Source organism: Streptomyces sp. NPDC058051 (assembly GCF_042885475.1).
Taxonomy (GTDB): Bacteria; Actinomycetota; Actinomycetes; order Streptomycetales; family Streptomycetaceae; genus Streptomyces.
Genome location: NZ_JBHVRW010000022.1, coordinates 24,949 through 45,306 on the forward strand (window position 1 = coordinate 24,949; position 20,358 = coordinate 45,306).

Here is a 20,358-nt window from a genome sequence, read left to right on the forward strand (position 1 = left end):
GCACGGTCACCCGGCAGGCGCCGGCCCGCTGCTCTCGCGCACCGTCAACTCCGGTGCCAGCAACTCGACTTCGTCCGTCCCACGACCGCTCAGTTTCGCGACGACCTGTTCGACGGCGCGCCGCCCCATCTCCTGCGCCGGAATGGCGACCGAGGTGAGACGGACCGAGGCCTGCAGGGCCACCTGATCGGGGCAGATGGCGACCACCGACACATCCTCCGGCACGGCCCGTCCCTGCTGACGCAGCAGATTGAGCAGTGGCTCCACGGCGGACTCGTTCTGCACGATGAATCCCGTGGTGCCCGGCCGCTCGTCGAAGATCCGGGCCAGCGTCTGGGCCATCGCCGCGTATCCCCCCTCACAGGGCCGGTGCAGCACCCGCACACCGGACTCCTGCGCCCTCGCGCGCACCCCGTCGACGGTCCGCTCGGCGAATCCGGTGTGGCGTTCGTAGACGGCTGCCGCCTCCCCGATCAACGCGATCTCGCGGTGCCCGAGCCCGGCAAGGTGCTCCACACAGAGCGCCCCGGTCGCCTCGAAGTCGAGGTCCACGCAGGTGAGCCCGTCCGTCTCGGCGGGCAGCCCGATGAGCACGGCGGCCCGGTCGCTCTCGCGCAGCAACGGCAGCCGCTCGTCGTGCAGTTCGACGTCCATCAGGATCATGGCGTCGGCGAGCGAACTGCCCGCGATCCGCCGCACGGTGGCCGGCCCCTCCTCTCCGGTGAGGAACAGGACGTCGTAGTCGTGCGTACGGGCGGTCGTGGCGACCGCGAAGGCGATCTCCGTCATCACGGGCACGTACATGTCGGTGCGGAGCGGGACCATCAGCGCGATGATGTTCGACCGGCTGCTCGCGAGCGCCCGCGCACCGGCATTGGGGTGGTATCCCAACTGCTGGATGCTTCGCTCCACCCGCTCACGGGTGGCCTCCGAGATGGACCGCTTGCCGCTGAGGACATAGCTCACCGTGCTCGCGGAGACTCCGGCATGCTGGGCGACCTCGGCAAGGGTGACCATTCAGGGTTCTCCATCACAGGACGACTGCGGGTATCGGCACACCCAGTGCCACGTGACGACCGAAGGGGGCGAAGCGCTTCGAAGGGGTCGGATCAGTCTGTGACATGGGCAGATGTTTCCGAGCGTAGACCTGACCGAAGACCGTGTCCAGAGAAGTGTCGAAGCGCTTCGACAGCACTCCCTTCCGCTGGTTGTACTGGGCAACCAGGGTGCGGCCCGGGCGCCTTGGCAGGGCCGGAAGCAACCCGTCCACCCTAGAGGGACGGCGGACCGGGCCACAGTCCGTATGCCGCACTGTCCGGGTCCGACGCCCCGGCACGGGGTCACCCGACCGCGCCTGGGCACGGCACCGGGTCGGCACGGCCCTTCCGCCGGGACAGGTCGTGTCAGCGGCGTTTCACCGGTTCTGTCGCGCGGAGAAGGCCACACGGATCTGCCAGTCCCCGGTTCGCACCGACAGGCCGTTCGTCAGGTCCTCGTCGCGCTTGCGTGCCGTGTCGGTGAGCCAGACGTTGACGGCCGCACCGAGAACGACCGCGTCCAGCGGTGGCCGCCGTGCGCCCCACTCCCGCTCGGTGCGGGCCTCCAGCTCGCGGCCGCCGCGCAGCCGGACCAGACACCGGGTCGCGTCGAGAGCCGCGATCACGACATTCGCGTGCTCGAAGCGCCGGCTCTCGCGGTCGACCCACTCCGCGGCCGGGAGTTCGGCCTCCGGGGCGGTACGGGCGACGACCTCGGCGGCCTGTCTCCACAGCAGGTGGTTCTCTTCGTCGGTGACGGCGTAGAAGCCTCTGGCCTCCGTGTGGTGTCCGGCGACGAGGGGCCGACGCCGGACGTCGACGGTTCCCGTCCCGTCGCGGGCACCGGTGACGTCGTAGGCCGTGGGCGCGGGGCGGCAGGCCGGTTCCGGTGCCGGGACAGGGGTGGGACAGGGCGCGTGCGGCGGCGTCCGTACGCCGCGCGGTGCCAGGAACGCGTACATCCGCTTCTGGGTCAACGCACCCGAGTCGTCCACGGAGGCGAGCTGGCGGTCGACCACCGGTCTCAGGGTGTCGGGGTCGTAGCGACGTGCCGCGTCCAGGAGTTGGGCGTGCACATCGCCGTCGGGGTCGAGCCGGGGAGCCCGGTGGCCGAAATCCGCGGCCGGGGACGCGGGATCCAGTTCGTCGAGCCCGGTCGCGGCCAGCAGGGTGACGCGGTCCGCGGCGGCCGAGTAGAACGAGGTGGAGCCGTGGTCGCCCACCACCCAGTCACTGGCCACGACCGCCGCACGCCACCCCTCCTGCGGCGGGATGACCATGAGTCCGGCGTCCATCGCCTCGCCCAGCCGGTCGAACACGCCGTCAGGGGTGTGGCGTGCCCAGACGTTGGGATGGAAGACGGCCGCGACCGCGAACTCGTCGACGGGCAGCGAGGTGACGAGTCGCAGCGGCAGGCCGGGATGGCGGCCGAGGAGCGAGTGGCTGCTCCAGGTGGAGTGGACGACCACCAGCCGACGGCCGTTGACCGCACCGAGCCGCGCCCGGTAGTGATCGCGGCGGGACATGCTGGCCCTGATCCGCTGGAAGCACCAGTCGCCCACGGTCACGGCGTACGGGACCGCTTCCGGGCAGGTCGCGGCGAGCCGGTCGATCTGATCCTGGTGCGAGACGCCGATGGCGGCGGGAAGGACCCGGCCCCGCCACATCAGTTCGCGCCGGGAGAGCCCGGCGGGCGTCTCGGTGTCCCCGGTGGACTCCGCCACCAGGCGGTTGTAGCCGGCCCCGTGCGGCAGGACCATCAGCGGGGCGTCCAGCCGTCTCATCGTCGGATGCACCGAGCAGGCGACCGCCAGGTCGAACGGACGCCGAGTGGCCTCGTCCCAGGTGAGCACCCTCACCCCCATGGCGGAGAGGTACTCGCCGAGACCGTCGCCGAACGCCGAGCCCGGGTTGACCGTGTAGTACTTCTCGATGCCGTCCTCGGCCCGCAGCAGCCGCATGACGTCGAGCAACCGGGTCGCGGAGGTCAGGGTGCGGGCCACACCGAGGACCGCGGCCTTCGGCGGCTCCCAGGTGTTCCAGCGGGACCGGTCGTGCCGGACGGCCCGGGTGGACCGGCGGCGCAGCTTCGACGGCACCAAGGTCAACAGTGGCTCCGGACGGTGAAAGGGGTGGGCGGTGGCGGTCGTCGGTGGGGTCACCCGGCCGGTGGGATCACTCGGCCGGTGGGATCACTCGGCCGGTGGCGCCATGCCCACCCGCAGACGGAGTTCGCGCAGCTTGTCGTCGCAGGCTTCCCGCAGCGGCGTGTCGTCCGTCCGTTCCGCCAGCTGCGTGAGGAGGGAGAGTGCCTGGTCGAGCTTGGCGTACTGCTTGGACCGAGCTGCCTGGTCGGCCGCCATGACGACGGCTTCGGCGGCGCGTTCCCAGTGTTCCAGACCCATCAGGGCCCGGGCCGTGACCAGGCCGATTCGGGGCAGCATGGGTACGTCGCCACTGTCCCGGGCGGTGGCCGCGGCGCCTTCCAGCACGTCGAGGGCCTCCTGCCAGTGCTCTCCGGCGACCCGTGCCTGCCCGATGTTGTAGCTCTGCACCACGATGCCGTGCCGGTCACCGCACGCACTGTTGGCGTGGAGTGCTCGTTCGAAGAGCCGACGGGCGGCGTCGGGGCGGGCGAGGGCCAGCTCGATCAGGCCCTGGCTCTCCCACACCGCGCCGCTCAGGCGGGGATCGTCCACCAGGTCGAGCAGTTCGGCCGCCGCCGCCAGCTCACGCCCGGCCCGTTCGAACTCGCCCAGTTCGTACTCGGCACGGGCCAGTTGGTTGCGCATGCGGACCTCGGCGTCCGGCCGGCCCTCCCGTTGGGCGGCCTCCGTGCCCAGCCGGTGTGCCTCGATCCAGTCGGCGTGGTGCTTGCGGCTGTGGTAGAGCGCCCACAGGGATTCGCAGAGGCGCCACACGGAGCCGTACCACTGTTCCCCGGCGGCGGCGCGCAGCACGGCGAGGAGGTTGGCCCGCTCGGCGTCCAGCCAGTCCAGGGCGCCGGCCCGGTCCGCGAAGAGGGGTGCGTCCGGGGAGAGTTCGCTCATCGAACGCGCCGGTGGCTCCTGCAGGCGCAGCCGGGCCCCGAGAATGTCCGCGTCCCCGAGCGCGGCCGCGTCGGCGTAGAAGTCGACGACGGCGCGCAGCACGGTCCGGCGCTCCTCTGCGGACACGGTCGCGGCGCGCGTGCGGGCATGGGTGCGGACGATGTCGTGCAGGCGATATCGGGGGACGCCGTCCTCGGCCTCCGCGGCGACCGCCAGATGCGCGGTGAGGAGTTCCCCGAGGGCGCTGTCGACATGTGCGGCGCCTGCGGCCCGGAGCAAGGGGCCGCTCACGGTCTTCAGCGGCAGGTGCCCGAGCATGCGGTAGAGGTCCCGGGTGTCGTCGTCCAGCCATCCGACGACGGTGTCGAGCGCGGCCCCGACGCTTCCCGAACCCGTGTCGCCCGTCATCGTCCCACCCGTCCTCGTCCCGGCCGCGGCCACTTCCTCCGGCTCCCCCGCCGCGCGGCCGTGTTCGGCGGCGAGAGCGCGCACCACGTCGTCGAGCCGCAGGTGCGGCCGTCCGCCCAGCCACTCCCCCACGGAGCGCAGGGCCAGTGGCAGTCCGCCGCACAGCCGTACGAGCTCGGCGGCGGTGTCCTCGGCGGCCGTGACATGCCAGCGGCGTACCAGTTGCACGCCCGCGCCCACGTCGAGCGGGTCCACGACGATCGACACCGCTCCGTCCAGTTCCAGCGAGGGCAGGCGTCTGCGGCTGGTGACGACGAGAAGGCCACTGGGCGGCATCAGGGGCCGTGCCTCCGGGGCATGATGCACGTTGTCCGCGACCACCAGCACGGCCCGGCCGGCGGTGAGGCTCCTGAACAGCCCTGTGCGCTCGGCGAGCCCCGGCGGCACGTACTGTTCGTGCACGCCCAGCGCCCGCAGGAACCCGGCCAGCACTCCGGCCGTGTCGACCGCCCCGTCGCGCCGGTGGTCGTCGAGATCGACGTACAGCTGACCGTCCGGGCAGCGCTCCTTCATGTCCTGCCCGACCCAGTTCGCCACCAGTTGGGTCTTGCCGACGCCGCCGAGCCCGGTCACCACGACGATGCCGGGCGACCGTTCCGCGGAGTACGACGCCGCGACCGCGCCGAGGGCGGCGAACTCCGCGGTGCGGTTGACGAAGCAGCGGCTGGGCGGCGGCACCTGGCTGGGTGGCACGTTCGGAGCACTGGGCGACAGCGCGATCTGTCCCACGTACTTGGCCATGACCAAGGGCCCGGCCACCACCGCGTTCCCCGAGAGGGTGTTGTGCACGGACCCCTCGTCCTCCGTACCGCAGATGGTCACCCGTTCTCCCTCTCCTCGGCCCGTTGCCCGCACGGTCCAGACTAAGTGTTGTCCCGTCAGCCCTGGGGGGTGCGCGACGACAGCTACGGCACCTCACTGATCCGCCGCGGATTACCGGACACCCCGTACGGGCCGGGGGTCCGGTCCAGGGCCGGACCCGGCGGGTTCGGTACCACGAGAGGCCGTAGTGCCAAGGCTGCCAGTGCGGCCGGGGCGCCCTTGGGCCCGCGGATGCCCGGGAAGGCGTTGACGTCGACGACGACGGGCGACCCCGCGCGGTCCAGCAGGTCGACCCCGTAGACCTCCAGGCCGAAGACCTCCCCGGCGTGGAGAGCCAGTCGGATCCAGTCCCGCGGCAGGTCACGGACCAGTGGCGCCGGCCGTGCACCGTCCGGCGGGGCACCGACCGGGGCGGGGCGCACTGCGGCGAACACCTCGCCCGCGATCACCCACAGCTTGTGGTCCCAGCCGCTGTTCGCGACGAACTCCTGGATGACCACGGGCTCGTGGGGCCACTTCGTGGCAAGGTCCCGGAGCTGTGCCGGGCCGTCCACCCGGGCGACCAGGTCCGCGCGCCGGCTGTGGCGGCTCTTGACCATGAGCGGATAGCCGCTCCGGGGCCGATCCTGGGCGAGAAGGGCATCGGAGAACGCGACCAGGGTGTCCGTCCGGGGCATCGGCAGGCCGGCGGCCCCCGCCACGGCGGCGATCCGGCTCCTGTCCTGGCACAGCTCCGTCGCGGCGGCGGAGTTCACCACCCGCGCACCGTGTGCTTCGAGGAAGCGGGCGAGGGCCAGTGCCCGGGAGGTGTGGGCCTTGAGCAGGTAGACGTCCGCGAGGGCGTCCGGGTTCACCAGTTCCGACGGGGGTCCGGTGCCGGTGTCGGGGTTCAGGAACCCCACCTGATGCTCCGCCTCGGTCAGTACGAGGGAGGCCGCGGCCAGCAGCGGATGATCCGGCTTGTCGGTCAGCAGGCAGACCCTCATATCTGGACGGTTCCCGGGACGGCCGTGAGCACATCCGCTCCGGGACGCGGAGCGGGACGCGGATGAGGCTGCCCCTGGGGGTTCTGCGGCTGCGCGGGGATGCGCGGGGCAGGGGTGAGTACCCCCGTCCTGGCGGTGCTTCCCGCCCTGGCCAGGTCGAGGACGGCTCCGGCCAGCCGGGGCACGGCGTCGGGCACCTGGCGGAAGCTCGGAAAGTCATTGATGTCGACGATCACGGGGCCGTCGGGGCCGAGCACCACGTCGATGCCGTACAGATCGAGGCCGAAGACCGCCCCCACCTTCGCCGCCACCGCGGCCACCTCCGCGGGCAGGGGGACGGCTCCCTCCTCGACCGGGCCGTCCGGGTGGAGCGGGGAGCGCCGCACGGTCGCGTGGAACTCGCCCGCGAGACAGTAGACCTTCAGGTCGGAACCGGAGTTGGGCACGTAGGGCTGTGCGATCAGTTGCCCCTCCCCCTCCTGCTCGGTCTCCATCAGGTGCCCGGGGTCCGGCACGAGCCGCACCCCCCGCCCCGAACTGCCCTCGGCGGGCTTGACCACCAGGGGGAAACACTCGTCGGGAACATCCGCGAACAGGGTGGCCCGAGGCGCCGCGTAGGTCACCGGAACCGGTAGTCCGTGCCGGCGCGCGATGACCGCGGTGAGGACCTTGTCACGCACGGCACGGATCGATCGCGCATCGTTCACCGTCGTCATGCCCACGGCCGCCGCGGCCTCCAGCAGAGTGAGCCCGGGGCCGCCGGAGACGGTCTTGAGCACCCAGGCGTCATGGGTGCCCGCCCGCACCTCTTCCGAGATCCGCAGCAGCGAGCTGCCGGGTCGCACCACGTCCACGTGGTGTCCCCACTCCGACAGTCGTCGGGCCACACCAAGCGGCAATCCGTCATGCCGGTACAGCTCTTCGACGAGGAAGCAGAGCTTCATCCCAGTACCCCTCGGTGCCCTCACGACCGATGAAGGCAGAACGATGCCGTGCGATGTTCTCTTTCGAACACCACCAAAAGGGCCACGCTACGTCATGCTTGCCCCAACGAAGCGTCTGCCGGGCGATACTGACGGTGCGTCGACTCGACTGTCCGCGGTGACCGCGGAGACCGGCCGTCGAAGTGGTCACCGACTGGACCGGGGCGGGTGCCGATCGCTCAGTACCGCCCGCGCCGCAGTCGGCCGTTACGCCGCATCGTCCCCGTCCTCGGCTTCCTCCACCACGCGGCGTTCGGTTGCCTCGACGTCGTATCGGGCGTCCGGATTGCCACCGTCGGCACGGACCGCTCCGCGCACCAGCGCGAGATAGAAGAGAGCCGGGGCGCAGGGCGTCCACTTCTCCTCCGGCTCGTCACGGAGGAAGCGCAGCACGGTCTCGGGGTCCGCGTTCACGAAGGCGTGGCGGTCATGTTCCCACTTGTCCTCCACACCCCGACTCCAACGCACCCGCAGGTCGTCTTCGGACAGTTCGGGGAGCACGGCCCGGAAGAACGCCGCCCACTGGTTGTTACGGAGATCGAATCCGAAGCCGAGCAGTTCGAGATCGACCTCGTCCCCGTCCAGGACGGCCAGTTCCTCCCGCAGCGCTCGTCGCGCCGCGGCGTGCAGGCTCACCTGGCCGTCGGGCGAGAGGTCGTGGTTGCTGGCGAGGCCCTCGTTCGCGGACGAGTTCCACTTGGACCGGTTCGGTCCCGCGACCCGGGAGCTCCGGTGGGAGAACAGCATCTTGCCGTCCTTGCCCGTCTCCACCGCGACATTGACGCCGAAGCTGCAGAACATGAACGGCGGCGCGTCCAGCGGGTCCTTGCCGTCCATGTACTGCTGACGCAGCGTCAACCCGTTCTTCTGCTTGCGGTTCAGGTTGATGGACGTGGCGAGGAAGTCGTAGTAGTCGGCGTCGCACAGGGTCAGCGTCGCGACCGGATCCTCGGCCGCGTGGGTGCGGGTGGCCACCAGGCGTTGCACCGCGAAACGCGGGTTGTTCCAGAAGTGAGGCTCCCCGGCGGCTTCCTTGCGGGCCTCTTCCGCTTCGATCTCACGACGCCATTCGGTAATCTCCTGAGGATGCCGGACGCGCTCGCGCACGTACTTCACCCGCATGTTCTCCTCGGTGATCACCCGAGTCCCGTCACCTTCGAACACATGGCATTCAGTCGGGCGTCCGACGACGGTAAAACGGTCCATGGAGGTTACCAACGGGCCTTTCACTGGGCTCAGTTGTCGATTCGTCGACACGCATCGTGTCGATCGCTCAGTATAGGCGCGAAGGGGGCGGTGATGTCGGTCGAGTACGAGATCAGACGCGAGGATCTCCGGTCGTCCGCTCTGGTCGGCACGGTGGCCATCGCCGCATACGGGGAGCGCGACGGGCTGCGCGACCGCAGGCACGTCCTCCAGGCGCGCAACCGGTTCACGCAGTTGTGCGGCCGCCTCGGCTTCGGGCGGTCGGCGAAGCTGGAGGGCGACGGCACCCGGAGCGACGTCGTCGCGGGCATCCGGCGATTCGTCGAGGACGACGCGACCCGGAAGATCTTGTACTGGACCGGCCACGGACACGCGACGGACGCGGGCTATGTGCTTGCCTGCCGCGACAGTTACACGCGCGGCCACCCGCACCCCGACCCCTACCGGGCCATGCCGTTCACCACGCTGCTCGATGAACTCACCAAGGCGAAGACGTCCGATGTGCTCCTGATCATCGACGCCTGCGAGTCGCAGGACAGCCTGTCCGGAAGTGCGAGGCTGCTCGAACCCCTGCGTGAGTCCCAAGCCCCGAAGGGCAGCCGTGACCTGCCTCGGCGCGGCTTCGCCGTCCTGGCCACCGCGGGGGCCGACCGACAGATGGAGGAGAGCCTGTGGGTCGACTGGCTTGAGGAAGTGCTCGCCGATCAGAGTCTCGAACTCCACGACAGGGTGCGGCCGTTCGAGCCGACCTCGCCGTTCCTCCACGTGGAGGACCTGCTGGAGGCCATCGACCTGCGGGCCTCCGGAGCGGGCTTCGAGGACCCGGAGCAGCGACCGTCGTCCGTCCAGAGCCACCCCCTGAGCCGGCGGTTTCTCCACAACCCGTACTACGACTCGACCGACGCCGCCTACCACTCGGCCGTCCTGCCGCCGGACCGCGAGCCCTGGCTCACGCCCGCGTTGTTCAGCCCGGTCATCGGCGGCGTTCCCACGCACCAGTTCTCCGGGCGGGTGCGCCCCCTGAGTCGGCTGGTCACCTGGATCGCCTCCCAGAGCCGCGGCATGGTCGTGGTGACCGGGCCGGCCGGGACCGGGAAGACAGCGCTCCTTGCCCGCCTCGCGCTGCTGTCCGTGCCGCGGCTGACCGCGTCGCTGGTTCCCGAGCCGCCGCCGCAGTCCGTGCCGCGGCCGGGTTCCGTCCACGGTGCGGTGTCCTGCCACGGCGCGTCGCTGCATTCCCTGGCCCGCTCCCTCATGAGGGCGCTGGCCCCGCTGGGAGTCGACGTTCCGGACCATGCGTCCGCCACCGCGCGGGATGCCGTGGACCTCATCGGCGGGGCGGTGCCACGGGTCGGCGGTATCACCCTGATCGTCGACGGACTCGACGAGGCGATGCCGGGGCAGGCGCACGAGATCGCCCGGAGGCTGCTCAACCCCCTCTCCCGATGCCCCGGTGTGAAGCTGATCGTCGGCACCCGCGCCCACCCGCGGCAGGCGACGGGCGGAAGGACCGAGGAATCACTGCTCGACGCCCTGGACCGCTCATCGCCCGACCTGGCCCTTGACCGGGACCGGGAGGCCGAGGGCGACATCGCCGCCCTCGTGACATCGATCCTGGCCGAGACCTCCGGCTCCCCCTACGCGGGCACCGACGCCGCGCCGCTGCGGGAGGAGACGGCCTCCCGGGTGTCGCGGCGGTGCGGTCGCAGGTTCCTCGTGGCGCAACTGGTGGCCCGTGAGCTCGCCCGCCAGTCCCGGCCGCTCGCCGCCGAGGAACTCGACTCGTTCATCCGGGACGGGGGCGGAGAACTGCACGAGCGGATGGCCGACGAGTTGAACGCGCTCGACCCCGACGGCCGGGGCCGCTGCGCCGAGCTGCTCCTGCCGCTCGCCGTGGTCCAGGGCCCCGGTCTGGACGACCGGGAACTCTGGCTCCACCTGGCCAACGAACTGCGCCAGGAGCCCAGCCCGAGGATGACGCGCGAGATGCTGGACGCCGTGATCCGCCGGATCGACGGGGTGCTGGTGACCAGTGAGCGGCGGCCGGGGCAGCGGCCGCTCTACCGGCTCGACCACGCCAGTTACGGGACCGCGCTCCTGAAGGGGTGCCACTGGAGCGAAGGAGCGGCGCACCGGCGCGTGTTCAAGGCACTCCACAGGCCCTCCGACGACTGGGGGCGGGCCGATGACTACACCCTCACGTATCTGGGTGCGCACGCGGCCCGGAGTCCGATGGCCGCCGAGGAGCTGGAGGAGGAACACCCCCTTGAGCGTCTCTTCCGCGACCCGGGGTTCCTCGTCGCCACCGCCCCGGACGTCATGCTGACGCTGACGGGGCAGTTGATCGCCACCTGCGACGGTGCCGCGCTGTACCGGCGGGTGGGCCCGTGGTTCCGGGACCACACCTTGCCCGAACGGCGCAGAGCCATCCTGAGGGCCGAGGCGTTCGTCGGCCATCCGGAGATCCATGACGAACTCAGCCGTCACCCGGGCTTCTCGTCGCAGCCCTGGCTCGACGTATGGACCGAGGCGGAACCTCAGCCGCCGGAACTGACCCTGCCGGCCCCGCTCGGCGGGGCCATCGCCCTGAGCTGGGATCCCACGGGCAGCGGCACGCTCTCCATCGCGGGCCGCGGTGAGATCGTCAGCCGCCGTACGGACACCGGCGCGTACGTCCACACCAGACGTGCGCACGGCGACGGAACGCGCACCGTGTTCGCCGAGATCCGCGAGACGGCCGCGCGGCGCGGACGCATGACCGTCTCCCACGACGGCCGGGCGCTGCACCTGTGGTGGCGCGACGAGCGCCGGCCCCGCAGGAGTTACACGTGGGACGGCCGGATCAGTGCCCTGGACGCCGCTCGCTGCGGCGACGGCGTCCAGATAGTGACGGCCGACGGCAGGTGTGTGTGGGCCTGGCGCTGGGCCATGGTCCCCGCACACACGGCCGACGCCCCCGACGTACACCACGACGTCCTGCCGGTGCCCGCTGAGCGGGTGGCGCTGCTGAGCCTGCGCGACCGCTGCTTCCTGCTCACCGCGGCGGACGCCGTGACCTTGCACGAACTGCGGGTCAAGCTCTACGGCGATCGACCGCTGGTGCAGGACAGCTGGCCGTTGCCCACGGAACCGGGCCGACGCTATGCCGCGGCGGCCCTCCCGGAGGGCCCCGAAAGCGGCCTCATCGCGATGGCCGAAGGAGGCACCGAGCGTGCGCAGGTCACGGTCTGGAGGGTCACCGCGGGGCGTCGCGACGCCCCGCACATCACGCGTGTGCTTCAACTCACCTCCCCCGCACGGGAGATCGCTCTCGGCCGGAAGGGCGAGCTGACGCTGATCGCCCTGCACGAGGGCCACAGGGTCCGGATCCGGAGCCTCGACGACGACGCGGTGAACACCGTTCTGGAACTGACCAGCCAGCGCAGCGGACTGGCGTTCGACCCTCGGGGGACCGGTCTGCTGGCGGTCGGGGACGGCGACGACGTCCGGGTGATCGACACCGCGGCCCTGCCCGGCACCGATCCCACGCAGCGGCCCCGCGGCAGGTACTCCCGGGCGGGGATCGCCGTCGCGGCGGGTGCGCCCGGGGCCCCTGTGCTGCTGGTACGGGAAGGGGATCAGCGGCTGCTGCTCAGCCTGCACGACCCGCTGCGTGGACAGGTCGGCTCCGACACGGTGCTTGAGGTCGGGGCGGACGTCAGCGCCATGTCGGCGCTGTGGAGCGTCGGCGGATGGACCGTGGCCGCCGCGGTCGGGCGTCGGGTCCGTCTCTGGCGGCTCGACGGGGGTCTGAGCGGGGCTGCCGAGGACACCCCCGTCGAACTGAGCGGTGATGCGGGGGACATGACCACCAGCCTCGCCCTGGTGTCCGGTCCCGGGGGCAGTCCCTGGTTGTTCGTGCCCGACGGCAGGCATGTGGTCCCCTGCACCCGGGAAGACGGCCGCTGGACGCCTCGGCAGCGTTTTCACGCCGCCGAGGTCAAAGTGTCCGAAGTCGCCGCGCACACGGCCTCCGGGCGCACCTGGGTCGTGGCGAACGAGGGCGACAAGCTGACCCTGTGGGAAGGCGGCGAGGCCGGCTTCGCCTTCCGCGACTCTCGCGCCGCCGTGCCCGACCGTCTGACGGGTATCGCCCTGACAACCCGTCACGACGGTGAGGAGGACCTGCCTCTCCTCGCGTGGATCGAGGCCGGCGCCCTTCACCTGGCCGAGTACGACGAAGGCCGTTGGCTGTCCCGCCGGTGCACTCCTCCCCATGGCACACCCACCGCGCTCGCCTTCGTGGGCCCGGCGACCCGGCCCCTGCTGCTGGCCTTCGGCGGGGAGGAGACGGTGGCGATCCGGGACGTGACGGGCGGGGAGTGGATCCCGGAGCTGGCGATCCCGTACCGGGGCACCGACGTGTACACGGCGTGTGCCGTTCGCTCCCCGCGGCAGGGCCTGACGCTCTTCCTTCAGGGCCGCAGAGGGTGTGACCAGGTGAGGATTCCCCGGGAGCGGCTGGAGACCGCCTTGAGGCGAACCTGATCCGCGTTCCGCGCGCGACCACCGCCGCAGTACGTCAGAACAGCAGAAGGTGAGAGGCAACGTGAACCATGACCTGGTGGTCTTCGTGCCGGGCATTCTCGGCACGCGGCTGACCCGCGACGGCAAGGACGTCTGGAATCAGTCGAAGCAGGCACTTCTGAGCCTGCGAAACCCAGGCACGGCCGCGCAGGGGCTGACGCTCCCGGAGGGCATCGGTGACGAGGCACCCGAGGAGCCCTTCGCACTGGACGCGGATCAGCTGCTCAAGGGTCCTGAGGCGTTCCCGGGCTTCCTCTCCTGCCTCGGATACCCGGATGTCCGGACCGCTCTCGGCTGGACCGACGAGAGCAGGGGCGGCAAGGGCCCGCATCCCAAGCAGTACGTGGTGTTCCCCTACGACTGGCGGCTGTCGAACCGGCTCACCGCCCACCGGCTCCGGGCGAGGGCAGAAGCCGCCTTGGACGAGTGGCGGCACATCGCGCCCGAGGTCTATCCGGAGGCTCACGACGATCCGCCCAGGCTCGTCCTGATCGCTCACTCCATGGGCGGTCTGGTCTCCCGCTACTACCTGGAATGCCTCGGCGGCCGGGAGCACACGCGAGCCCTGGTCACCCTGGGCACGCCCTTCGAAGGCGCGGCCAAGGCCCTCCGGGTCCTGACCGGGCACGCGTGGGAGCCTCAGAGGGTGACCACCAGGGTGGTCGAGCGCGTGCTGTCGGTCAACGCCGGGCTGGCCGCTCTCGCACGGTCCTTCCCGTCCGTCGCCCAACTGCTTCCCGTGTACGGCGCCGTCCTGGAAGCGGGCCGCAGAAAGAGGCGCCTGCTGACCAGCGTGCCCGTACCGGACCTTCCGAGCCCTCTGGTCGATGAGGCGTTCGGCTTCCATCAGGAAATCAACGACGCCTGGGAGCGCAACCAGGCGGGTCTGACCGCACCGCCCTACCGGGTCCATTGCTTCGTGGGAACCGGCCACCCCACCACGCACGGTGTGGTGGTCGGCGTCGACGGATCCTTGGAGTTCCCCACCCACTTCGACAACGAAGGCGACTGGAGTGGGGACGGCACGGTCCCGAAGGGTTCGGGCATCGCTCGCTGGACGCTGGAGAGGGAGGACGAGGTCCTGTGGAACGGTGAGCGACACGCCGGCATGGCCGGTGCGGAGTCCCTCCGGCACCAACTGGCCGCCATTCGCGGCAGCAGGCCGACACGCCAGATGCTCTCGGGCGACACCGCCTTCGGCCTCGACGTCCCCGAACTGGCCGTCGCCGGGGAGCCGTTCAGCGTCCGCGCGATCGGCCCGACCGTCACGGAATCAACGTTCCGGGCGCGGCTCGCCGCTCCCGGCCGGCGGATCGAGGACGCCGAGCCGGTGACACTGCACGCGGACGGAACGGGCGGCATGGTTGCCGAACTCACGGCGCCGGAGGGCACCTGGGTCCTCCAGGTCGAGGCGGACCGCCCCTACCGGGTGTGCCACGAGGTCATCACCGTCGCGCAACTCTGACGCCGCGGCGACAGCGGACGCCCGGGATGTCCGGTGCGTGGCCGGAGGTGCGGAGCGAGCCACCCGCCGCACCTCCGAAGGACGCGCGCTCGCACGCGCCGCCCGCCTCGTCCACCGTGACCCGCGGGAAGCCGACCCCGCCATGGTTGACGTCGAGCTGATCCTTGACGCTCCTGGCGCGGAGAGACCGCCGGCGCTGTGATCGCATGGGTTCGCCGAATCGGTGGTCGCTTCCTTCGTTCGTGCCGGGAGCGATCCGCACTTCTGGGTGGCGGTGCCACCCAGAAGTGCCACCCAGAGGAAAAAATAAATTGCCTCGGGGCCAGAGCTCACGTTGGCTGGCAGCATGGCTGAACTGCGCACCGATCGCCTCGTCCTGCGCCAATGGCGTGACTCCGACCTTGAACCGTGGGCGGCGATGAACGCCGATCCCGAGGTTCGGGAGCACTTGGGCGACCTGCTCACCCGCGAACAGAGCGATGCCTCCGTGGCGCGGTTCAAGGCCGAGTTCGACCAGCGAGGCTACGGGTGGTGGGCGGTTGAGGTGGCGGCCACGGGCGAGTTCATCGGCTTCGCGGGCTTGGACGAAGTGGACGACGACATGCTGTTCACAGGAGTGGAGATCGGCTGGCGCCTCACCCGCTCGGCCTGGGGCCAGGGCTACGCCACCGAGGCTGCGCTGACCGTCCTGGCCCACGGCTTCGACACCCTTGGGCTTCCTGAGATCCTCGCTGTCACAACAGCCACCAACGTTCGTTCACAGGCGGTGATGCGCCGGATCGGCATGACTCGGGATCCGGCCGACGACTTCGACGACCCCACCGAGCCCGAAGGGCCACTGCGTCCGAACGTGCTGTACCGCATCACCCGTGGAGCGAGGGCCTGACGCCTGCACGGCCTCAGGTTGTACAGCGATGCGGCGGGCTCCAGGCGGTGGAGCGGCAGGAACCTGCGGGTGCGTATCGTCTCGAAGGGGGCGCGGCGCGAGCGATGTGCTTTGTGGCGGCAGTGCCCTGCTTTCGGGACCATCCATGATCGCGCTACGGTCGCCTGATGGATGCGTCCCCGCCGATTGCGAGCGAGGACCCACGCGATGTCGCCTGAGGAGACCAGATGGCACAAGTGAACTTACGTACTGCGTTCCTGGGCGGAGCGGCGTCCACCATCACAGCGCAGCGGGTGTTCACCAACCGCGTGAGCGAGACGACCGCCTTCAGCCGCTCGCTGGAAGGGCTTCACGAGGCACTGGACGCGGCCGAGGTCTCACCGGTCGTCGATCGCCTTCAATGACGCCGGTTTGACGCCCTCGGCGTGACACCGACATGACGCCCGAGGGACGCCTTGAACGTCGCCGCAATGGTCATGGCTGATCCGGAACATGGTCGTCATGTCCATCCGCACATCAAGCCGCACATCGGCGGCGTGAAGCTGTGCGAGGTCACCGACGACACCCTTGACGACCTGTACCGGCTGCTGGAAACAGCCCCGTGCCCGACCAACAAGGGCAAGCCGATCGAGGCCAAGCCGGTGCGCCACGTGCACAACATGCTGTCCGGAGCGCCGGGGGCGGCGGTGCCCAAGCTGACACCCGTCAACCCCGCCGCGACGGCGCACCCTCCCACGGCCCGGCAGATCCGGGCGCAGGAGTCGAAGTATCCGAAATATCCGACCCTGGACGACGGTCAGACGACCCGGTTCCTGGGAACCGTGCGGGAGCCGTGCGGCAACCGGGCCTGTGACGGCGGCCTGACCCACCACCGCCTGCGGGACGCCCCGCTGTGGACCGTGTACGCCGCTACCGGCGTGCGCCGCCGGCACGGTGGCGCACCCGGCTCCACCTGCCCGAGGACTTCCCCATCCACGACTGGCGGCACAGCAAGGTCACGAACGACCTGCAGGCCGGGGAGAACCCCGTCGAGGTCTCCGCCGACGTCCGGCATCACTCGCCGGGCTGCACCATGGCCCGGTACGGGCACTCACGTAAGGACGGAGCGCGGCGGCTGGCCGCTTCCGGAGCGGGCCGACTCGGCCTGTCATCCCTGGTCTGACCAGGAAGTTCGCTCGGCTGTTGGTCACGTGGCTGGTCACGCCACAGCCGGAGAAACAGAAAGACCCCACGTGAAGTGGGGTCTTAGCTGGTGTCCGAGGGGGGACTTGAACCCCCACGCCCGATAAAGGGCACTAGCACCTCAAGCTAGCGCGTCTGCCATTCCGCCACCCGGACCAGGTGGTCGGCCTCGGTTTCCCGTGGCGACAAAGAAAACAATACCAGGGGTTCGGGGTGCCTCTCACCTGCATTTTCGGTGGTCAGTGCCGTGCGGGGGCCCTCTCCGCGGGCGCCGGGGAGCGTGGCGCACGTTTCGTAGTCGGATGACCGCATGAGGTGCGTCCGAAGGTTCGCCGGGCGGCGTCCCGGTGTCGCGGTGGCGGCCGGGCTACCTTCGCGGGCATGAGTGATCGCGGCTTTCGGCGACTCCGGGCGCTGTCCCCCTTGCGCGAGCATCTGCGCGATACGTTCTGGTTCGCACCGACGGTGGGGCTGCTGTGCTCCTTCGCCCTGTGGTGGGGCGTAGCGGCACTCGACACGGCGATCCTCACGCATCTGCGGGACGAGCGGGCGTACGAGGAGATCGCCGATCTGAACAGGTTCGCCGACGACGCCAGGACCATCGTCACCACCATCAGCTCGGCGATGATGACCTTCATCGGTGTCGTCTTCAGCATCTCGCTGGTGGCCGTGCAGATGGCGAGCGGCCAGCTCACGCCCCGGGTGGTGAGGATCTTCGTCAGGAGCCGGATCAGCAAGCTGACGCTCACGGTGTTCCTGGCGACGTTCTCGTTCTCGCTGCTGGTTCTGACCTCGTACGAGAGCGAGAGCGATCCACGGCGGGTCACGTCCGTGCCTCTTCTGCAGAGCATGCTGACGCTGGCCCTGGTGGGCCTGAGTCTGCTGCTGTTCATCGCGTACGTGAGCTCGACGCTGCGGCTCATGCAGGTGGGGCCGCTCGTCGATCGCATCACCCGTGAATCCCTCCAGGTACTGGGGCGCATGCCCGATGGGGTGCGGGAGGAACTGCCGCTCGGGGCGGAGACCGCTCTGGTCGGGCACTCGGGGCGGGCGGGGGTGCTGCGCGAGGTCAACGCGGAGCGGCTGGTACGCGCCGCTGCGCGGCAGGGGGTGGTGCTGCGGCTGATTCCGCGGATCGGGGACTTCCTGGTGCCGGGCATGCCGGTGCTGGCCGTGCACGGTGGCGACGCTCCGTCCCGGCGGATGCTGAGGTACACGCTCTCGGTGGGGAGCGAGCGCACACTGTGCCAGGATCCGGCCTTCGGGCTGCGTCAGCTTTCGGACATCGCGTTGCGGGCCCTGTCGCCGGCGGTGAACGATCCCACCACGGCCGTGCAGTGCCTGGACCGGATCGTGCGGCTGCTGGCCGCCGTGGTGCACCTGCCGCTCGGGGCGGCGCGGCACCGGGACGGGACGGGTGCGGTGCGGCTTGTGCGGGACCTGCCGGAGTGGACCGATCTGGTGGATCTGGCCTTCGAGGAGATCCGGGGGTGCGCGGCACGGCAGCCACAGGTGTCCCGCCGGATGCTGGCGGCCATCGACGATCTGATGGCGCTGGCGCCCGAGGGCCGGAAGGGAGCGCTCGTCAGACACCGTGCGCTCCTGGTGAAGTCGGTGGAGCACGCGGTACCCGACGTCACCGAGCGGGCGTTCGCGCTCCTTCCCGACCGCCAGGGCATTGGGTGAGGCCGGATCCCCTCCCGGGACCTCCTCCCGGGCGCTCGCTGTGCCGTGTTCCGTGAAGCCGTGTTCCGTGAAGCCGTGTTCCGTGAACGGATGCCGCGGCCAGGTGCACGGCTGTGCCGCGCCCGGTGAAGAGATGCCGTGCCCGTTGCCCGTGAAGAGCCGTCGCCACTCCTGATCGCGCCGGCTGTGAAAGTACGCACGCCCCCTGGACACCACCCATCGAATGCGGGATAACAAGGTTCATACAGTATTCGTCGACTGTATGCAATCCACCGCCCGGGGGCGCTGGAGCGGCTTCCGCCCCCCTACGAAGGGACAGGATTCGCCATGCCCGAGGACAGCCAGGAACTCATTTCCGGTGGGCACTTGGTCGCCAAGGCCCTGAAGGCCGAGGGGGTGGAACGCGTCTACACCCTCTGCGGCGGCCACATCATCGACATCTACGACGGCTGCGTCGACGAGGGCATCGATGTCGTCGACGTGCGCCACGAGCAGGTCGCCGCCCACGCCGCCGACGGCTACGCCCGGATCACCGGCAAGCCCGGCTGTGCCGTCGTCACCGCCGGACCGGGCACGACGGACGCGGTGACGGGCGTCGCGAACGCCTTCCGTGCCGAATCCCCCATGCTGCTGATCGGCGGCCAGGGGGCCCACAGCCAGCACAAGATGGGTTCGCTCCAGGACCTGCCGCACGTCGAGATGATGTCGCCCATCTCCAAGTTCGCCGCCACCGTGCCCGATACCGCCCGCGCCGCGGACATGGTGTCGATGGCGTTCCGCGAGTGCTACCACGGCGCGCCCGGCCCGTCCTTCCTGGAGATCCCGCGCGACGTTCTGGACGCCAAGGTCCCGGTCGCGAAGGCGAGGGTGCCGGAGGCCGGGCAGTACCGGGCGTCGACCCGCACAGCCGGCGACCCCGACGCCGTGGAGAGGCTCGCCGATCTCCTCGTGCATGCCGAGAAGCCGGCGATCCTGCTGGGCAGCCAGGTGTGGACCACCCGGGCCACGGACGCGGCGGTCGAGTGCGTACGCACCCTGAACATCCCCGCGTACATGAACGGGGCCGGCCGCGGCACCCTGCCGCCCGGCGACCCGCACCACTTCCAGCTGTCACGGCGGTACGCCTTCTCCCACGCCGATCTGATCGTGATCGTCGGCACACCCTTCGACTTCCGCATGGGGTACGGCAAGCGGCTCTCCCCCGACGCCACCGTCGTACAGATCGACCTCGACTACCGCACCGTCGGCAAGAACCGGGACATCGACCTCGGCATCGTCGGTGACGCGGGAATGGTCCTGAAGGCGGTGACACAGGCCGCGAGCGGGCGGCTCAACGGCGGGGCCGTCAAGCGCAAGGTGTGGCTGGAGGAGCTCCGAACGGCCGAACAGACCGCGATCGAGAAGCGGTTGCCCAGCCTGAGGTCGAACGCCTCGCCCATCCACCCGTACCGGCTGGTCAGCGAGATCAACGACTTCCTCACCGAGGACTCCATCTACATCGGGGACGGCGGCGACATCGTCACCTTCTCCGGACAGGTCGTGCAGCCCAAGTCGCCCGGCCACTGGATGGACCCGGGCCCGCTCGGCACGCTCGGTGTCGGCGTGCCCTTCGTGCTGGCTGCGAAGCAGGCCCGGCCCGACAAGGAGGTCGTGGCCCTCTTCGGCGACGGCGCCTTCTCCCTGACCGGCTGGGACTTCGAGACGCTGGTCCGCTACAACCTCCCCTTCGTCGGCATCGTCGGCAACAACTCCTCCATGAACCAGATCCGTTACGGCCAGAAGGCCAAGTACGGGGACGCGCGCGAACGGGTCGGCAACACCCTCGGCGACGTCCACTACGACAGGTTCGCCCAGATGCTGGGCGGCTACGGCGAGGAGGTCCGCGACCCCGCCGACATCGCGCCCGCACTGCGACGCGCCCGCGAGTCCGGGCTGCCGTCGCTGATCAACGTGTGGGTCGACCCCGACGCGTACGCCCCCGGAACGATGAACCAGACCATGTACAAGTAGCGGAGGAGCCG

General features: G+C 70.5%; 13 protein-coding genes and 1 tRNA gene. 7 read left to right on the top strand and 7 right to left on the bottom strand.

Going from position 1 to position 20,358, the window contains the following annotated elements; translation table 11 throughout:
- Positions 1-6: 6 nt before the first annotated feature.
- The 6 genes from ACFVUT_RS28255 to ACFVUT_RS28280 form a co-directional block, all read right to left on the bottom strand.
- Positions 7-1,017: a LacI family DNA-binding transcriptional regulator gene (locus ACFVUT_RS28255; protein WP_389653375.1), complete on the bottom strand. Its 1,011-nt coding sequence runs from the start codon at positions 1,015-1,017 to the stop codon at positions 7-9.
- Positions 1,018-1,414: 397 nt separating this feature from the next.
- Entirely contained in the window at positions 1,415-3,145 is a 1,731-nt protein-coding gene (locus ACFVUT_RS28260; RefSeq protein WP_389653372.1) for a hypothetical protein, read from the bottom strand.
- Positions 3,146-3,229: 84 nt separating this feature from the next.
- The gene (locus tag ACFVUT_RS28265) at positions 3,230-5,377 is read right to left on the bottom strand and encodes a regulator (protein WP_389653370.1); all 2,148 of its coding nucleotides are present in this window, start codon (positions 5,375-5,377) and stop codon (positions 3,230-3,232) included.
- Positions 5,378-5,460: 83 nt separating this feature from the next.
- Entirely contained in the window at positions 5,461-6,363 is a 903-nt protein-coding gene (locus ACFVUT_RS28270; RefSeq protein WP_389653367.1) for a RimK family alpha-L-glutamate ligase, read from the bottom strand.
- A complete protein-coding gene (locus tag ACFVUT_RS28275) occupies positions 6,360-7,307 on the bottom strand; it encodes a RimK family alpha-L-glutamate ligase (protein ID WP_389653365.1) in 948 nt (315 codons plus the stop codon). Before ACFVUT_RS28275 ends, ACFVUT_RS28270 begins: the two co-directional genes overlap by 4 nt.
- Positions 7,308-7,553: 246 nt before the next feature.
- Complete coding sequence (locus tag ACFVUT_RS28280) at positions 7,554-8,486, bottom strand: translation initiation factor 2 (protein WP_389653362.1); 933 nt, start codon at positions 8,484-8,486, stop codon at positions 7,554-7,556.
- A 159-nt stretch (positions 8,487-8,645) separates the two neighbouring features.
- Here ACFVUT_RS28280 and ACFVUT_RS28285 point away from each other — a divergent pair, with 159 nt between their 5' ends.
- The 5 genes from ACFVUT_RS28285 (at position 8,646) to ACFVUT_RS28305 (ending at position 16,631) form a co-directional block, all read left to right on the top strand.
- Positions 8,646-13,079: an AAA family ATPase gene (locus tag ACFVUT_RS28285; RefSeq protein ID WP_389653360.1), complete on the top strand. Its 4,434-nt coding sequence runs from the start codon at positions 8,646-8,648 to the stop codon at positions 13,077-13,079.
- 61 nt (positions 13,080-13,140) lie between these two features.
- Entirely contained in the window at positions 13,141-14,583 is a 1,443-nt protein-coding gene (locus ACFVUT_RS28290) for a hypothetical protein (protein WP_389653356.1), read from the top strand.
- 346 nt (positions 14,584-14,929) lie between these two features.
- Positions 14,930-15,469 carry a GNAT family N-acetyltransferase gene (locus ACFVUT_RS28295; RefSeq protein WP_389653352.1) on the top strand — a complete coding sequence of 180 codons (540 nt, stop codon included), beginning with the start codon at positions 14,930-14,932 and terminating at the stop codon, positions 15,467-15,469.
- Positions 15,470-15,696: 227 nt separating this feature from the next.
- The gene (locus ACFVUT_RS28300; protein ID WP_389653349.1) at positions 15,697-15,873 is read left to right on the top strand and encodes a hypothetical protein; all 177 of its coding nucleotides are present in this window, start codon (positions 15,697-15,699) and stop codon (positions 15,871-15,873) included.
- A gap of 488 nt (positions 15,874-16,361) precedes the next feature.
- Positions 16,362-16,631, top strand: coding sequence for a hypothetical protein (locus ACFVUT_RS28305; RefSeq protein ID WP_389653346.1), 270 nt, complete (start codon positions 16,362-16,364; stop codon positions 16,629-16,631).
- Between the two features lie 88 nt (positions 16,632-16,719).
- On the opposite strand, the gene ACFVUT_RS28310 is transcribed toward ACFVUT_RS28305, so the two are convergent.
- Positions 16,720-16,807, bottom strand: a tRNA-Leu gene (locus ACFVUT_RS28310).
- A gap of 225 nt (positions 16,808-17,032) precedes the next feature.
- Here ACFVUT_RS28310 and ACFVUT_RS28315 point away from each other — a divergent pair.
- Positions 17,033-18,337 (top strand): DUF2254 domain-containing protein, encoded by a 1,305-nt coding sequence (locus ACFVUT_RS28315; RefSeq protein ID WP_389653343.1) that lies wholly within the window; start codon positions 17,033-17,035, stop codon positions 18,335-18,337.
- A gap of 327 nt (positions 18,338-18,664) precedes the next feature.
- A complete protein-coding gene (locus ACFVUT_RS28320; RefSeq protein WP_389653339.1) occupies positions 18,665-20,347 on the top strand; it encodes a thiamine pyrophosphate-binding protein in 1,683 nt (560 codons plus the stop codon).
- Positions 20,348-20,358 lie beyond the last annotated feature (11 nt).